This is a genomic window from Tropicibacter sp. S64 (assembly GCF_049803835.1).
Taxonomy (GTDB): domain Bacteria; phylum Pseudomonadota; class Alphaproteobacteria; order Rhodobacterales; family Rhodobacteraceae; genus Pacificoceanicola.
This window is the reverse complement of sequence record NZ_JBNAGK010000004.1, coordinates 179,050-193,541: the sequence shown is the minus strand read 5'-3', so window position 1 is coordinate 193,541 and position 14,492 is coordinate 179,050. Positions and strand designations below refer to the sequence as shown.

The 14,492-nt window shown below is 66.0% G+C and carries 14 protein-coding genes; 1 reads left to right on the top strand and 13 read right to left on the bottom strand.

Translation table 11 applies throughout. The features are described 5' to 3' along the window. Window positions 1-53: 53 nt before the first annotated feature. The 8 genes from ACP159_RS08530 to ACP159_RS08495 form a co-directional block, all read right to left on the bottom strand. Window positions 54-1,370, bottom strand: a complete 1,317-nt coding sequence (locus tag ACP159_RS08530; protein WP_425099250.1) for a M16 family metallopeptidase — start codon at window positions 1,368-1,370, stop codon at window positions 54-56. Then, a complete protein-coding gene (locus ACP159_RS08525) occupies window positions 1,367-2,731 on the bottom strand; it encodes a M16 family metallopeptidase (RefSeq protein ID WP_425099249.1) in 1,365 nt (454 codons plus the stop codon). The genes ACP159_RS08530 and ACP159_RS08525 overlap by 4 nt, the downstream gene beginning before the upstream one ends. Window positions 2,732-2,848: 117 nt before the next feature. Further along, a complete protein-coding gene (locus ACP159_RS08520; RefSeq protein WP_425099248.1) occupies window positions 2,849-3,370 on the bottom strand; it encodes a DUF3035 domain-containing protein in 522 nt (173 codons plus the stop codon). Window positions 3,371-3,422: 52 nt separating this feature from the next. Continuing rightward, window positions 3,423-3,902 (bottom strand): signal peptidase II, encoded by a 480-nt coding sequence (lspA, locus tag ACP159_RS08515; protein ID WP_425099247.1) that lies wholly within the window; start codon window positions 3,900-3,902, stop codon window positions 3,423-3,425. A gap of 99 nt (window positions 3,903-4,001) precedes the next feature. After that, the gene (locus ACP159_RS08510) at window positions 4,002-5,159 is read right to left on the bottom strand and encodes a serine hydrolase (RefSeq protein ID WP_425099246.1); all 1,158 of its coding nucleotides are present in this window, start codon (window positions 5,157-5,159) and stop codon (window positions 4,002-4,004) included. Between the two features lie 128 nt (window positions 5,160-5,287). Continuing rightward, window positions 5,288-6,877: a bifunctional phosphoribosylaminoimidazolecarboxamide formyltransferase/IMP cyclohydrolase gene (gene purH / locus ACP159_RS08505; protein ID WP_425099245.1), complete on the bottom strand. Its 1,590-nt coding sequence runs from the start codon at window positions 6,875-6,877 to the stop codon at window positions 5,288-5,290. A 32-nt stretch (window positions 6,878-6,909) separates the two neighbouring features. Beyond that, window positions 6,910-8,658, bottom strand: coding sequence for a heparinase II/III family protein (locus tag ACP159_RS08500; RefSeq protein ID WP_425099244.1), 1,749 nt, complete (start codon window positions 8,656-8,658; stop codon window positions 6,910-6,912). Window positions 8,659-8,831: 173 nt separating this feature from the next. Continuing rightward, complete coding sequence (locus ACP159_RS08495; RefSeq protein WP_425099243.1) at window positions 8,832-10,085, bottom strand: RsmB/NOP family class I SAM-dependent RNA methyltransferase; 1,254 nt, start codon at window positions 10,083-10,085, stop codon at window positions 8,832-8,834. A 66-nt stretch (window positions 10,086-10,151) separates the two neighbouring features. On the opposite strand from ACP159_RS08495, the gene ACP159_RS08490 reads away from it, so the two are divergent. Continuing rightward, complete coding sequence (locus ACP159_RS08490) at window positions 10,152-10,328, top strand: DUF1674 domain-containing protein (RefSeq protein ID WP_425099242.1); 177 nt, start codon at window positions 10,152-10,154, stop codon at window positions 10,326-10,328. A gap of 201 nt (window positions 10,329-10,529) precedes the next feature. On the opposite strand, the gene ACP159_RS08485 is transcribed toward ACP159_RS08490, so the two are convergent. The 5 genes from ACP159_RS08485 to ACP159_RS08465 are packed head-to-tail and all read right to left on the bottom strand — an operon-like array spanning window position 10,530 to window position 14,491. Further along, window positions 10,530-11,063 carry a prepilin peptidase gene (locus tag ACP159_RS08485; RefSeq protein ID WP_425099241.1) on the bottom strand — a complete coding sequence of 178 codons (534 nt, stop codon included), beginning with the start codon at window positions 11,061-11,063 and terminating at the stop codon, window positions 10,530-10,532. Between the two features lie 18 nt (window positions 11,064-11,081). Then, window positions 11,082-11,942, bottom strand: a complete 861-nt coding sequence (locus ACP159_RS08480) for a tetratricopeptide repeat protein (protein ID WP_425099240.1) — start codon at window positions 11,940-11,942, stop codon at window positions 11,082-11,084. 33 nt (window positions 11,943-11,975) lie between these two features. After that, window positions 11,976-12,512 (bottom strand): tetratricopeptide repeat protein, encoded by a 537-nt coding sequence (locus ACP159_RS08475; RefSeq protein WP_425099239.1) that lies wholly within the window; start codon window positions 12,510-12,512, stop codon window positions 11,976-11,978. Between the two features lie 29 nt (window positions 12,513-12,541). Beyond that, entirely contained in the window at window positions 12,542-13,513 is a 972-nt protein-coding gene (locus ACP159_RS08470; RefSeq protein WP_425099238.1) for a type II secretion system F family protein, read from the bottom strand. 12 nt (window positions 13,514-13,525) lie between these two features. Next, window positions 13,526-14,491, bottom strand: coding sequence for a type II secretion system F family protein (locus ACP159_RS08465; protein ID WP_425099237.1), 966 nt, complete (start codon window positions 14,489-14,491; stop codon window positions 13,526-13,528). Between the last annotated feature and the right edge of the window lies 1 nt (window position 14,492).

Genomic DNA, 14,492 nt, shown 5'->3' with positions numbered 1-14,492 from the left:
AAAAGCCCCGGGGCCGGCCCGGGGCTTCCCCTTTTTGTCGCAGCGGCGCGGGGTCAGTTGCCGACGCTGGTCTCCAGCCCGTCCGGCTGACCCACCACGACGAAATGCAGCGCCTCGGGCTTGAGCACGCGCGCGGCAACCCGCTTCACGTCGTCCAGGGTCACCGCCTCGACCCGCGCATTGCGTGTGTTCACATACTCCGGATCCAGACCCTCCAGTTGCATCCCGACGAGGATGCCAGCGATTCGGGCGTTGCCGTCGAAGCGCAGCGGGTAGCCGCCGGTCAGGTAGGTCTTCGCCCGATCCAGTTCGTCCTGCGTCACGCCGTTCTGCGCCACATCGGTCCAGACATCGCGGATCACCTCCGTCGCCTCGGCGATGCGATTGTTGGCGGAGGCCACGCGGCCGACGTAGAGGTCTGCATGGTCCTTGTTGGCGATGTAGGAATAGACGCCATAGGTCAGCCCGCGCTTTTCGCGGACTTCGTCCATCAGCCGCGCCTCGAAGCCGCCCCCGCCGAGAATCTGGTTCATCACATAGGCGGCAAAGAAGTCATCGTCGTTGCGCGGGATGCCGGCATGGCCGAAGATCGCCACGGATTGCGGTGTGTCGAAGGGGACGACGGTCACACCTGCCTCCGTCTGCACCGCGACATCGGCGGGCATCGGGGCGCCGGTTTCCGGCAGGTCGCCCAGCAGCGCATCGAGCAGCGGGCCAAGCTCGTCCGCGGTGATGTCACCCGCGGCGGCGATGTAGACACGGTCGCGGGCCATGGTGGCGGCCTTGGCGGCGATCAGATCGTCACGGGTCAGCGCCGCGACGCTCTCGACGGTGCCGTCAAGGTGCGAGCCGTAGGGGTGATCGCCGAACACCATCTTGTCCCAGGCGGCACCGGCGATGGCGTCGGGGTCGCGCAGGTCGGAGCGGATTCCGGAGATCACCTGCGCCCGCACCCGCTCGATGGCGTCGGCGTCGAAGCGCGGTTCGATGATCGACTGCCGCAGCAGCGCCAGCGCCTCGTCGCGGTTCTCGCTCAGCACGCGGGCGGAGATCGTCAGCGTGTCGTCGCTAACCTCGTAGTCGAAGCTTGCGGCCAGCGAATCGCGGGCGTCGGTGAAGGCGCGGGCGTCCATCTCGCCGGAGCCGTCTTCGAGCAGGGCGGTCATCAGGTTGATCGCGCCGCGCTTGCCCGGCGCGTCGAGCGAGGCCCCGCCCTGGAAGGCGATTTCCAGTGCGAGGAAGGGGATCTGCGGCTCCTCCACCAGCCAGGCTTTCAGCCCGCCGGGGCTTTCGACCTGCTGGATGTCCACCTCGGCGCGGGCCATGGCGGCGCTGAACACCAGCGCGACGAGTGCGAGAAACCGGGTCATTGCGAGACCTCCTGTCCGGCCACCGGGGCGGCCTCTTCGTCCATGAGATAGCCGGTGACCGATTGCCTGCGGTCAAAGACCTCCCGCGCGGCGGCCATGATGTCCTCGGCGGTGACCGCCTGCAGCACCTCGGGCCAGTCCTGCACGTCCTGCACGGTCAGACCGGCGGTCAGGGCGTTGCCGTACTTGCGGGCGAGGCTCTGGACGTTGTCGCGCTCGTAGATCTGGCTCGCCTTGATCTGGAACTTGATCCGCTCCAGCGCCGCGGCGTCCACGCCGTCGGTCATGAACTCGGCCACGGCCTTGTCCATCGCCGCCTCGGCCTCTTCCAGCGTCACGCCCTCGGCGGGCACGACGATCATGTTCAGGCTGGTGTCGTCGAGCGCGGTGTCGTCATAGAAGACACTGGTGTAGACGGCGGTCTGGGTGTCGAACTGGAGCTTCGTGCTCAGGACGGAGGTCTGCCCGCCCCCCAGAAGCTCGGCCAGCAGCGTCAGCGCGGCGGCCTTCTCCTGCGCCCCGGCGTCACGCTCGGGCGCGAGGTAGCTGCGGATCACGTACGGCTGCGCGACACGCGGGTCGCGGTAGACCAGCCGCCGCTCGGCCAGCTGGCGTGGCTCCTGCGCCCGGTTGCGCGGCTCCAGCGCCGGATTGGCGGGCAGGGGGCCGTAATGCGCCTTCGCCATGTCGAGCACCGCCTCCGGCTCCACATCCCCGGCGACGATCAGGATGGCGTTGTTGGGGGCATAGAACTGCTTGTAATAGGCCAGCGCATCGGCGCGTTGCAGCTGTTCCATCTCGTGCCGCCAGCCGATGATCGGCGTGCCGTAGGGGTGATTCATGTAGAGCGCCGCCATGCGCTGCTCCCCGAACAGCGAACCGGGATCGTTCTCCACCCGGCTGTTGCGCTCCTCGATGATCACGTCGCGCTCGGTGGCGATGTCGTCCTCGGTGAGCAGGAGATTGACCATGCGGTCCGCCTCCATCTTCATCATCAGGTCGAGGCGATCGACCGCAACCCGCTGATAATACCCGGTATAATCCGTGGAGGTGAAGGCGTTGTCAGTGCCGCCATTGGCCGCGACCACCTTGGAGAACTCCCCCGGCTCCATGGTCTTCGTCCCCTTGAACAGCAAATGCTCAAGGAAATGCGCGACGCCGGAATGGCCACGCGGCTCGTCCGCCGATCCGGCGCGATACCAGACCATGTGCACGGCCACCGGCGCACGGTGATCCTCGATCACCACGACATCCATGCCGTTATCAAGCTGGTAGGTGGTGATCTGGTCGGGGAGATCCGCCGCCCGGACGGGCAGGGCCGCCGCCATGGTCAGCAAGAGACTCAGGATTAACCGGGACATCGACGCTCCTCTCCGAAATCAGGGTTGCGAGCAAAGTACGACTGTGGAGGTTAAGTTCAACCTTCCAGACCCGCGCAGGCGATCACAGGGTCGCGAACACACCCGCGCCACATGTCGTTATTCAGGCGGAGCGGCAGGCGTCCGGGCTCCGGCGGCGCGATAGCGTTCGAGCCAGAGATAGGGGTCGAGCGCCTGACGGCGGTAGGCGATGTAATACTCGTCGCGCGGAATGATGCTCCAGGTAAAGAGCGACCGGCGCTTGCGGAACGCGAGATCCTCGGCGGCGAGCGACTCCCGGATGCTGCCGTCGCGGCCAAAGCGGCTGGCGCGGCTGATGATCGCCGTATCGGCGGCCGGAACGCCCGCGCCGGGGTCGACACGGTTCGGGTTGCCGCCCAGAACCGCGACCGCATCCTTCAGCGGCGTCTGGTCCGTCCGGTTCGCGCCGCCCGGGGTCGGGGCGGGCAGGGCGGTGTAATTCTCCGGCTGTTCCAGAGGCTTGGCCGGAACGATGGCGAATTCCTCGGGCTTGCCGCTGTTGGTGCGCAGATCGTGCAGCGTGATGTCACGATCCCTGCCCAGGTTACAGGCAGAAAGGCCAATGAACGCCAGCAATCCGACACAATGCGCAACCCGCATCGCCACCCTCCAAGTTAATCGACCCTAGCCTTAACCCATAAGGCCAGCGTCGTCACGCGCCCTTTTTATGGCCCGGAAACAGAACAAGTCCAAGGGCGCCAACGAAAATTGCCACATCCGCCACGTTAAACGCAAACGGGTTGTCGAAACCGCAACAGGACATGTTGAGAAAGTCCGCCACGGCGCCATAGAGCACCCGGTCCACCACGTTGCCGATGGCCCCGCCGATCAGCAGGCCTGCGGCGATGAGCCCCGGCGTGCTCGGCGGATCGCGGCGCATCCAGACCAGCACGAAAAGCACGATGCCGAGCGCCACGGAAATCAGGATCCAGCGCGTCGCCGGGGCCTCGCCCGCCAGAAGGCCGAAATTCACACCGTAATTCCACGCCATGCGGAAGGTCAGGAACGGGGGGAACACGTCGATGTGCTGGCGCGTGGCGAGGTCCAGCACATGCACCACCCAGATCTTGGTGATCTGGTCGAGGATGAAGGTCAGCAGCGCGGTGCCGCCCACCAGCCGGAGTGCCTGCATGGAGTATGGTTTTGTCACGGCGATCGTGCCTTGCCTGCTCTTGGTTGCGACGGGGTGTAGCCTGCCTGCGCGGGATTGGAAACCGGGCTTCGCGCCGTCTCAGCGCAGAACTGCCAGAACGCCGCGATAGGCGGCAGCGGCGCCAAGCATGTTGATCGGGTCCTTGCCGTTGAAGGTCACGGCGACACAGACCTCGCGCCCGACATCGTCCAGTAGCGCGGTGGTGAAATTGGCAACGCCCGGCTCGGAGCCACCCTTGTAGGCGACGCGTGCCCAGTTGTGCGGCTCGGCGAGGCCGGGGTTGATCTGCATCACCGGCAGATCCGCCAGCGGCATGATCAGCGCGCACAACCGGCTCAGCGGCACGGTCCATTCGAGGCCCGGCACGTAGGGCGGCACCGTGCTGGACTGCGGCAGCGATTGCCCGGCCTTGGCGGCAAGCGCGGGGCGATCCTCCGGCGCGGCCAGCAGGTACTCCGCCTGCGCGGTCTCGTTCAGCTTGAGCGCAAAGAACTCCCGGGTCGTCAGGATGCTGTCGAGGCCGAGCGCCATGGCGATGCGGTCCCGGCCCAGCACGTCGATGAGCAGGTCCGTCGCGGTGTTGTCGGAGATCGAGATCATCAGCGCGGCGGCGGTGTGCAGCGTCACCGGCGAGCCGTCGGGCAGGGTCTGAAGCTGGCCGGTGGGCAGCGACTTGTGCCGCGCTTCCAGCGTGACCACGTCGGCCCATTTGCGCGTGCCGGCCTTGATGTCCTGCGCCAGCACCGAAAGCACGCCCAGCTTGAAGGCCGAGGCGACGGCCATGGGCGTGTCCGCGTCCTTGCTGCTCAGAACCTGCCCGTCGCGCATCACCAGCCAGGACACCTGGTCCGACAAGCCATTCAGTTGCGACAGCGCCGTGTCCATGTCCTGCGGAATCGGCTCCGGCGCCGCGAACCAGAGCGACAGCACCCGGCCCTGGTCGTCGAGCTTGATGGTCCCGGAGGCGCGGTGCGTCATGGTCTCGACATAGAAGCTGCCGTCATCGGAGGCTTCGACGATCAGCGGCGCCCCGATCAGGTCGCGCACCTGCCCGATGACGCCCTGCACCTGGTCGATGGAAATCGTGCTCAGGAACGCCGGGGCGAAATCCTCGGTGTCGGCGCCTCCGGACAGAAGTTTCTCCAGAACCGAATCCGCACCTTGAGCAAAACACGCCAGTCCCGTGCCGAGACACAAGGCCGCGCCGAGTATGAGCGATCGCAGGAGCCTGACCATGCTCGCCATCCTTTTTTGGCCAAGAATGGCCGTTGGCGCGGGTTTAGGCAAGCGTTTACCTGCCGGAACGGGAGGGGAAAGCGCTTGCGGGACAGGGCTTTCCCCTCGGTCGGGCGACGCGGAGCGGCTCAGTGCCGGAAGTGGCGCATGCCGGTCAGGACCATGGCGAGACCGGCCTCGTCGGCGGCCTTGATGACCTCGTCGTCACGCATCGAGCCGCCGGGCTGGATGACGCAGGTCGCCCCCGCTGCGGCGGCTTCCATCAGCCCGTCCGCGAAGGGGAAGAAGGCGTCGGAGGCCACGGCGGAGCCGATGGTCAGCGGCTGCGGCAGGCCGAGGGCCTCGGCCATGCGCTCCGCCTTCTTCGCGGCGATCAGCGCGCTGTCGAGGCGGCTCATCTGGCCCGCACCCACGCCCACCGTCGCGCCGTCCTTGACATAGACGATGGCGTTGGACTTGACGTGTTTCGCCACCTTCCATGCGAAGAGAAGGTCCCGCATCTGCTCTTCGGTCGGGGCCTTTTTCGTGACCACCTTGAGGTCCGAGAGGTCCATCTGCCCGTTGTCACGGTCCTGTACCAGCATCCCGCCGGAGACCTGATGGTAGGACAGCCCCGCCTCGGCGGTATTCGCCAGACCGGGGGTCAGCAGCAGGCGCAGGTTCTTCTTCTTCGCAAAGATCTCCTTCGCGGCGTCATCGGCGGCCGGGGCAATGACCACTTCGGTGAAAATCTCGGTGATGGCCTCGGCCGTCGCCACGTCCAGCTTCGAGTTCAGCGCCACGATGCCGCCGAACGCGGACGTCCGGTCACAGTCGAACGCCTTCTGGTAAGCCTCCAGCAAAGTCGCCCCCTTCGCCACGCCGCAGGGGTTCGCGTGCTTGATGATCGCCACCGCCGGACCGTCCTTCGGCAGGAACTCGGAGACCAGCTCAAACGCCGCATCGGTGTCGTTGATGTTGTTGTAGGACAGCTCCTTGCCCTGCAACTGCGTCGCCCTGGCAATGCCGGGGCGCTCGGACCCATCCACGTAGAACGCCGCCTTCTGATGCGGGTTCTCGCCATAGCGCAGCGATTGCGCCAGCGTCCCGGCGAACACCCGGCGGCGCGGCGTCTCCTCGCCGATCGCGCTGGCCATCCACGTCGATACCGCCGCGTCATAAGCCCCGGTGCGGGCATAGGCGATCTGCGCCAGCCGCTGGCGGAAGGCATAAGACGTCTGCCCGTCGTTCTCGTCCAATTCGGCCAGCAGCGCGGCGTAATCCTCCACATCCACAACCGTGGTCACAAATGCATGGTTCTTCGCCGACGCGCGGATCATCGCCGGGCCGCCGATGTCGATATTCTCGATCATCTCGTCATATTCGGCACCCCGGGCCAGCGCCGCCTCGAACGGATAGAGGTTCACCACCAGGAGGTCGATCCCGCCGATCCCGTGCTCCTCCATCGACGCCACATGCCCGGCGTTGTCCCGCAGCGCCAGCAATCCGCCATGCACCATCGGGTGCAGCGTCTTCACGCGCCCGTCCATCATCTCCGGAAAGCCCGTCACCTCGGAGACGTCCCGCACCGCAATCCCCGCATCGCGGATGGCCTTGGCGGAGCCGCCGGTGGAGAGCAATTCCACGCCGCGCCCGGCCAGCGCCCTTGCGAGGTCGATCAGGCCGGTCTTGTCGGAAACGGAAAGCAGCGCGCGGCGCACGGGATAGAGGTCGGTCATGGCAGCAGAAGTCCCTTCGGGGGGTTATCGGATCAGGTCGACATCTCGCTGTCGTCCCGGGCGTAGTCGCGGACGGCGGTGGCCGTCTCCTGCGCCTTGGCCAGGGACCAGCGGATGCGGGTCGCATAATCCATCGCGCGGCCGGATAAAACGATTTGTTTGGTCGCACGGGGCCGCATCCGGCCCTTTTCCAGGTAAACCGAGGGTTCGATGTCCATCTCCGCCCGCCCGGAGAAGCGGAACACCCAGATTTCCCCCGACCGCAGCGCCAGCGAGACCGCATTGCCCCCCATGTCGAGCGCGACATCTACTTCCGGATGCAGGTGAAAGCGGATGTCATACGGCAGACCGGCCAGCTTGACCCCGTCCAGCGCCTTGTCGAAGCGTTTGTTGGCAGCGCCATCGAGCGCGACGAGGTAATCCTCGCCCTTGATCTGCCGCCCGTCGAGGCTCAGCTCGATGGACCGCGCATGGGTCAGCCCCTGCAAGCCGACATAGCCGTCGTGCCCGGCCTCCAGCCGGAACCCGGTTTCAAGGTGGTCCATCTGTACCGGCACATGACGGGGCGTGTCCTCCAGCACCTCGCGCTGCGTCAGACCGATCCAGCGCTCCGGCGCGAGGCGGGAGCTGGAATACCCCTGCAACGACAGCGTCGAATGCGAGGGCGTGGCCCGTCCGGCCCGCCGCCAGTCCGCCCCGAACTCCATGCCGGAGCCGCAATTGACGATCAGCGGGCGGCGCCCGGAGGTCAGCTCGAAAGCCAGCGTCGAGGCATGCGCCTGCGCCGAGGCCTTGCCAGAGGGCGGCGGCGCGGCATCGACGATGATCGAGGTGCGGCCAGCCGAAAGCCGGGCGTATCCCATGGCCAGCCCCTCGGTCTGGCGCTTCTTCACCCCGGAGGCCGCCAGCGCCTGATCCAGCCGCCCGTCGAGACCCCGCCCGCCGCCATGGAACCGCGCCAGCCCGCCATCCGCATGCCGGAGCGTCCGCAGGGTCGGCGCGATGCGGGCGATGGCGTCCAGATGGGCCGGGTCCGGTGTCTTGTGGCTCTGCTCCAGCGCCGCCTGCGCCCAGGTCAGCAGGGTGAAAACCTCCAGCAATTCCTCCGGGTTGCGGGTCGGAATGCCGCCCTGCGCGTCGACCTGCCGGGCGCATTCCTGCCCCAGCGCTTGCCGCGCGGGCTCGGCCCGGTCCTCCATGCCCTCGATGGACAGCCCGCAATACAGCAGCCCGGTCAGCGCTTCGAACCGGGGCAGGCCGGGGCTCGCCCCCTGCCAGCGCCGCGACAGGAAGGTCGTCTGCGCGGCCAGCGCCTTGTAATAGGCCTCCGCCTGCTCCGGCGTGGTGCCGCGCAGCAGGAACAGCGCGTGATGCACCCAGCGGATCACCCGCCGCCCGGTCAGTTCCGGCGACCATCCGGGGCCGGTGCCGCCGCCATAGCGCTTGATCCAGCCCCAGAGCCAGTCCTGCGCCAGTTTCCGCGCCTTGGTATCCCCGACCGCCGCCAGATCGTCGAGCCAGCCAAAGCCGTGCAGCGCCTCGGCAAAGGCCTCGTCCGGCAGGTCGAGGTCCCAGATCATCGCGCCTTTGACTTCCATCAGGTGCCCGGCGAACATGACGTTTCCGGCGAGCATCTGCCGCCCCCGGGCGAAATAGCCGATGGTGCGCGGCTCCGGCTGCGAGACGAAGCCTTTCGCCGGACGGGCCCGGGCCGCCATCCGCGCGTGCAAACTGTTGAGGAAACGCGCCTGTCTGGCCCGCCAACTGCGCCCCTTGGACATCTCACTGCCTTACGTCTTGCGGCCTGCTGAACCGCCTCACCCACGCCCCTTCTGGGGCTGTTCTTGTCTAGAATGTATCCTTAACGAATCGTTAAGTCACCTTGCTTTGTCCCTGCTGCGACGTTCCGGGCCGGTGCCTCCGTGCCTTCGGCGAAGGATCGCGCAAAATCCGTTCAGTCCTTGCGCAGGTGCACCATGTAGAAGCCGTCGAGGCCGCCCTTGTCCGGCCAGAAATCCGGCCTGAGCCGCAGACCGCCCTCGGCGCTGCGCCAGCGGTCTTCGATCCATGGCGCCTCGGGTTTGATGACGGTCAGTCCGGGATGCCGGGCCAGCGCCTCGTCGATCTGGCACTCGCCCTCGTCGGGGATCAGCGAACAGGTGGCATAGACCAGCGATCCGCCGGGATTCAGGAGAGTGAGCGCATGGTCGAGCATCTCCGCCTGAAGCGCGATCAACTCCCCGATGCGCTCGCCCTGATGCAGGTGTGGCAGGTCGGGATGGCGGCGGATCGTGCCGGTGGCGGAGCAGGGCGCGTCGAGCAGGATGGCGTCGTACCGGCCTTCGTGTTCCATCGCGTCGGCGGCGACGAGGGTGGCCTTGAGCTTTGTTCGGGCGAGGTTTTCCTCCACGCGCTGGAGGCGGCTATGGGACAGGTCGAGTGCCGTGACCTCTGCTCCCGCAGCGGCAAGCTGCATGGTCTTGCCTCCGGGCGCGGCGCACATGTCGAGCACGGTTTTCCCCGCGACATCCCCGAGCAGCTTTGCTGGCAGCGCCGCGGCGGCATCCTGCACCCAGAACGCCCCGTCGTCGTAACCGGGCAGGGCGCTGACCTGCCCGCCCGTGAGCCGCACCGATCCGGTGGGCAGCAGCGTGCCGCCCGTCGCTTCGGCCAGCGCCGCCGCGTCATCCCTTGACGTAAGGTCAAGGGGCGCTCCGGCGAAGTGCGCAACCTCCATCGCGGCCACGGCCTCCGCTCCCCAGGCGGCCACAAGCGGGCTGCGCAGCCATTTCGGCAGGCGCGGGATGCGCAGTTTCTGCCACTCCGCCGGGCCGGTTTCCGCGACCCTGCGCAGGACGGCGTTGACCAGCCCCTTGAACTGCTGGGTGCGCTTGCCCGAGGCGGTGAAGTTTACCAGATCGTTAACGATGCCATGCGCCGCCCCGCCGGTGCAAAGCTCGACCGTGCCGAGCCGCAGGGTGTTCATCACCACGAGACCGGGGGCCTTGCGCAGGTGCGGCTTGAGGATCTTGTCCGCGCGTTCAAGGCTGCGCAGCACCTCGCCCGCCAGCCGCTGCGCCGCGGCGCGGTCACCGGGGTCCAGCGCGTCGAGCTTGAGCGCCGCCTCCCCAAGCGGGCGCTGTTCACCCAGAACCTGGGTCAGGATCTGCACGGCGCCCTTGCGGGCGGGGCTGAAGGCTTTGGTCATGGGCGCTCCGGGGTTGCTCCGCCATGGCGGGGGCGTATATCAACGGGGTAGTACGAGGAAAAGCCGATGTCCGACAGTCAAAAAGACCTCCCCCCCGCCGCCCTGCGTGCCCTGGCCGAGGCCGAGGAGCGCCGGAAGACGGCCGAAGCGTTGAGCCTGCCGAAGGAACTGGGTGGGCGGGACGGGCCGGAGCCGGTGCGCTTTGGCGATTGGGAGAAGAAGGGCATCGCGGTCGATTTCTGACGGCTGGGAAAACGTTTCACCCGGGGCTCTGCCCAGTCGCCTGTGGCGACTCCCTGGGGGCATTTGGGGGCCTCGTCGTTGGATGGAAATGTTTCGCGTGCGAAACATTTTTTATTAACAGGGGGTTAGGGGTTCTGGCGTGCGGTGGGGTGACGCTTTTTCAACCGGATTGTGAACCCGCGCGGAGCGCCGGTGCCGTCGTCAGGCGCCGTAAAACGCGCCCATGATCAGGTAGGTCGAGAGCATCAGGGCAAAGCCGGTGCCCATCGGAATGGTGAAGCGGTTGCCCTTGCCCACCGATTTTTCCGTATCGACGGAAGCCCCCTTCCACGTCTTCCAGTCCGGCGCCAGCCGGTGCAGCGGGGTCCAGCGGACCAGAAGCACGGTGATCGTCGCGGCCAGCATGGCGGCGGCGGCGACGAAGAGCATCAGGCGGATGTCGCCGGGATGGATGAACATCGCCAGAACTGCGGCGAATTTCACGTCCCCCGCGCCGATCTGGCGGAAGAACCAGAGCAGCAGCCCGTAAGCGAAGACCACCGCGTAATGGGCAAAGCGCCAGGCGAAGTCGATGAACGGCATCGTGGCGAGGCCGATCGCCACGAAGGTGAGGAACAGCGCCCAGACCGTCACGTTGGTGATCTTCTTCGTGCGCATGTCGACGTAGAAGGTCAGAACGCAGATCGGCACCACGAGAAGGGCAAACAGGGCCGCCTGAAAAGCCGGGATTTGCATGGGCGCGGGTCCGTCAGGTCAGCGGGCCACCGACGCTTCCAGCGCCTCCAGCGACCGCGAGGCGGCCTCGAAATGCTGCGGATGCGTGTCGATCGCCTCGCGCAGCAGGCCCTTGCCGATCTCCATATCGCCGCGCTTGATCGCCGCGAGACCGAGGGAGTAGAGCAGTTCCGCCCGCTCGATCTGGCTCATCGGCACCACCGGCAGCGTGTATTTGCCCTGTGCGCCGCGGGCCAGAACGAGGTTGTTCTTGGCGGTGAAGTTGTTCCGGTCGCGCTGGATGGCGTCGTAGAACAGCCGCTCGGCCTCGGCGTAATCGCCGCGGCTCAGCTTGGAGTAGCCCCAGTTGTTCAGCACGTTGGCGGGCGTCGTGGTCAGGCCCACGGCCACCTCGTAGAAGCTGTCGGCCTTCTTCCATTCCTTGTTGCCGTCGGCGATCATCGCCTCGAGCCGGTAACGCTTGAAGGTCTCATGGGTCGGCGGGATGGAATCCAGCACCTTTTCGGCGGCGGGCCACTCGTTGGCGCGGATCAGCGTGTCAGCCAGCTCGACACGGTCGTCGTTGGTGGCGTCCTTGTGCTCCACAACCTTCGCCCAGGCGACCTTGGCCTCGGTGACGCGCTTGGCCTTGACCAGAGAGGTGGCCAGCCCGCGCAGCAGGTCGATGCGGTCCGGGTCCTGGCTCAGGGCACGGTGGAAGTAGGCAACCGACTCGTTCGGGTCCCCGACGGTCAGCATGACATCGTTGAGATTGGTCTCGTCGATGACGTTGACGCCCTGAAACTCGCGATCCACCGCATCCTTGTCGATGGTCTTTTCACAGGCGGAAAGCGTGGCAAAGCCTGCCACGGCGAAAATCACAACCAGGGATTGGCGCATGTTTCCTGCGTCCTTTTGCTGCTCTGCCTCGATCTACCCGTTTGTCAGCGATATCTGGTAGACCCTGCTACCCCGCCGCACGAGTTTGAATTCGTAGTCCGTTTCCTCAGCATAATCGGAATTGTCCAATTTTGCGAGGGCCAAGCGCAGATTGTCCCGAATTGAGTCGTTTTGGCCATTGTCGAGTGCATAGGCCCTGCGAAATACCTCGACCGCTTCGGCAATATTGCCACGCTCCATCAGCACGACGCCGAGATTGTTCCAGGCCTCGGGCCAGTCGCCTTCGACTTCGATGGCCTTGCGCAGCAGCTTTTCCGACTGGTTCAGGCGGCCGAGGGCGAGGTTGGCGGAGCCGAGGGCGGTGAGGACTTCGGCGTTCATGCCGTGCTGGCCTGCCGCACGGGTGTAGGCTTCGAGCGCCAGTTCGTGCTCGCCCGCGTCCATCAGCCGGTGTCCGACGATGAGGCCGTCGACGGCTTCGCCGCGCGGGTCGAGAGCCGGGGCGTAGACCTGCCCCTCGGGAGTCGACTGGCCGCCCGGAGAGCAGGCGGCCAGAAGGAGGATTGCCATGATTGATCCAATGCGGATCGCGGTCATTGTTATTGTCCGATACTGCCCATCTGCGTGATGCCGACGGCCGAGGGACCCACGAGGATGATCAGCAGCGGCGGCACAGTCAGCATCATAGTGGTCAGCGTCATCTTTGTCGGCAACTGGTTTGCCTTTTCTTCCGCACGCATGACCCTTTTGTCACGCATTTCCCCGGCGTAGACCCGGAGTGCATCGGAAATCGACGTACCGAAGGTCTGGGCCTGGTTCAGCACGGTGACGAAGCTGGAGACGTCCTGCACGCCGCAGCGTTCGGACATGTCGTTGAGCACCTGTGTCTTGTCCTTGCCGGCCTTCATCTCGTGGGCGATGATTTCATATTCATCGGCCAGCGCCGGGTAGGAGGCGCGCAGCTCCTTGGAGACGCGGACGATGGACTGGTCCATGGACTGACCGGCCTCGACGCAGACGAGCATCATGTCGAGCGCGTCCGGGAAGCCGGACTGGATCTCCTCCTTGCGCTTCTCGACGCGCTTGGTGATCCAGTATTTCGGCGTCATGTAGCCCGCGGCGCCGGGGCCGAGGATGTACATGAGCTTCTGCTGCATGGTCGCGGAGGCGCCATCGACGAACATCAGGAAATAGACCGTGCCGCAGGCCAGCAGGCCGAGGCCGAGCGCGAATTGCGCGAAGTAGTAGATTTGCACCGCGTCCTTGGTCCGATAGCCCGCCTGAAGCAGCTTCATGCGGATGTCGGAGAGTTCCTTGGCGTCCTGCGGTTCGAGGAACTGCGCGTATTTGTTCAGTTTCTCGTTTTTCTTCTTCTCGCGCAGGACCTGGCGGGTGTCGGCGTTCATCCGCTCCTGGCCGGTCTTGCGCAGCCTGTCCATCGGGTCGGGTTTGGACCGCAGCATGAGCGGGATCGTCGCGACGATCAGCAGCACGGCGAGACCGGCGACCACCAGCAGCGGCCCGGCGGGTCCGAGCATGTCGGTGATCATTGTGTTGAGTTGATCGAGCATGGCAGCGGAACCTCAGACCTTGATGTTAACGAGCGCCTTCATGACGATCATGTTGAGCGCGAGCATGATGAACACGATGAAACAGGCGGGGATGAACCACGGGTGGTCGAGGACCTCGTCGTAGTAGTCCGGCTTGGCCACCTGGATGAACACGAGGGCGCCGAGCGGGAAGGCGGAGAGGAACTTGCCGGACCATTGCGCTTCGGCGGTGATCGCCTTGACGCGGCGGAACAGGCGGAAGCGGGCGCGGATCACCTTGGCGAGGCCTTCGAGGATCTCGGCGAGGTTGCCCCCGGCCTGCTGCTGGATCGCCACGGCGACGGCGAGGAAGCGCAAGTCCTGCATGTCGAGGCGTTCGGCCATGTGCTTGAGCGCCTCGCCGATGTCGCGGCCATAGGTGGCCTCGTCCGCGATGATGCCGAACTCGGTGGCGAGCGGGTCCTTGATCTCCTTCGAGACGATGGAGATGGCGGAGGTGAAGGGGTAGCCGGTGCGCAAGCTGCGGACCATCAGTTCCACCGCGTCGGGGAGTTGCTCCTCGATCATCGACAGGCGCTTCTTGGCCTTGTGATTGACCCACATGTAGACGCCGCCGATGCCCATGCCGATGCCCATCAGCAGGCGCACGGCAAAGCCGGCCTCGGTACCGATGGAGAGGCCGATGAAGGCGACGACGCTGACCGCCGCCATCAGCATGATGAGCTGCTGCGGGGTGAAGGCGATGGCGGCCTTCTGCGCCTTGTCCGCCAGCACCGAGTAGAGCGGCAGGGACCGCGACTGCATGTGCTGGTCCATCTCCTTGCGGAGCTTGGCCAGCACGTCCTCGCGGCCCTCGCCCTTGTCGAGCATCTCGAGGCGGCGGTTGACCTTGTTGTTCAGGCTGATCGACTTGCCGAAGGCGACGAGATAGACCCCTTCGACCAGCACCAGGACGGCGATGAAAATGATGCCGTAGATGATCGGCTGTGCGCTGAGCATT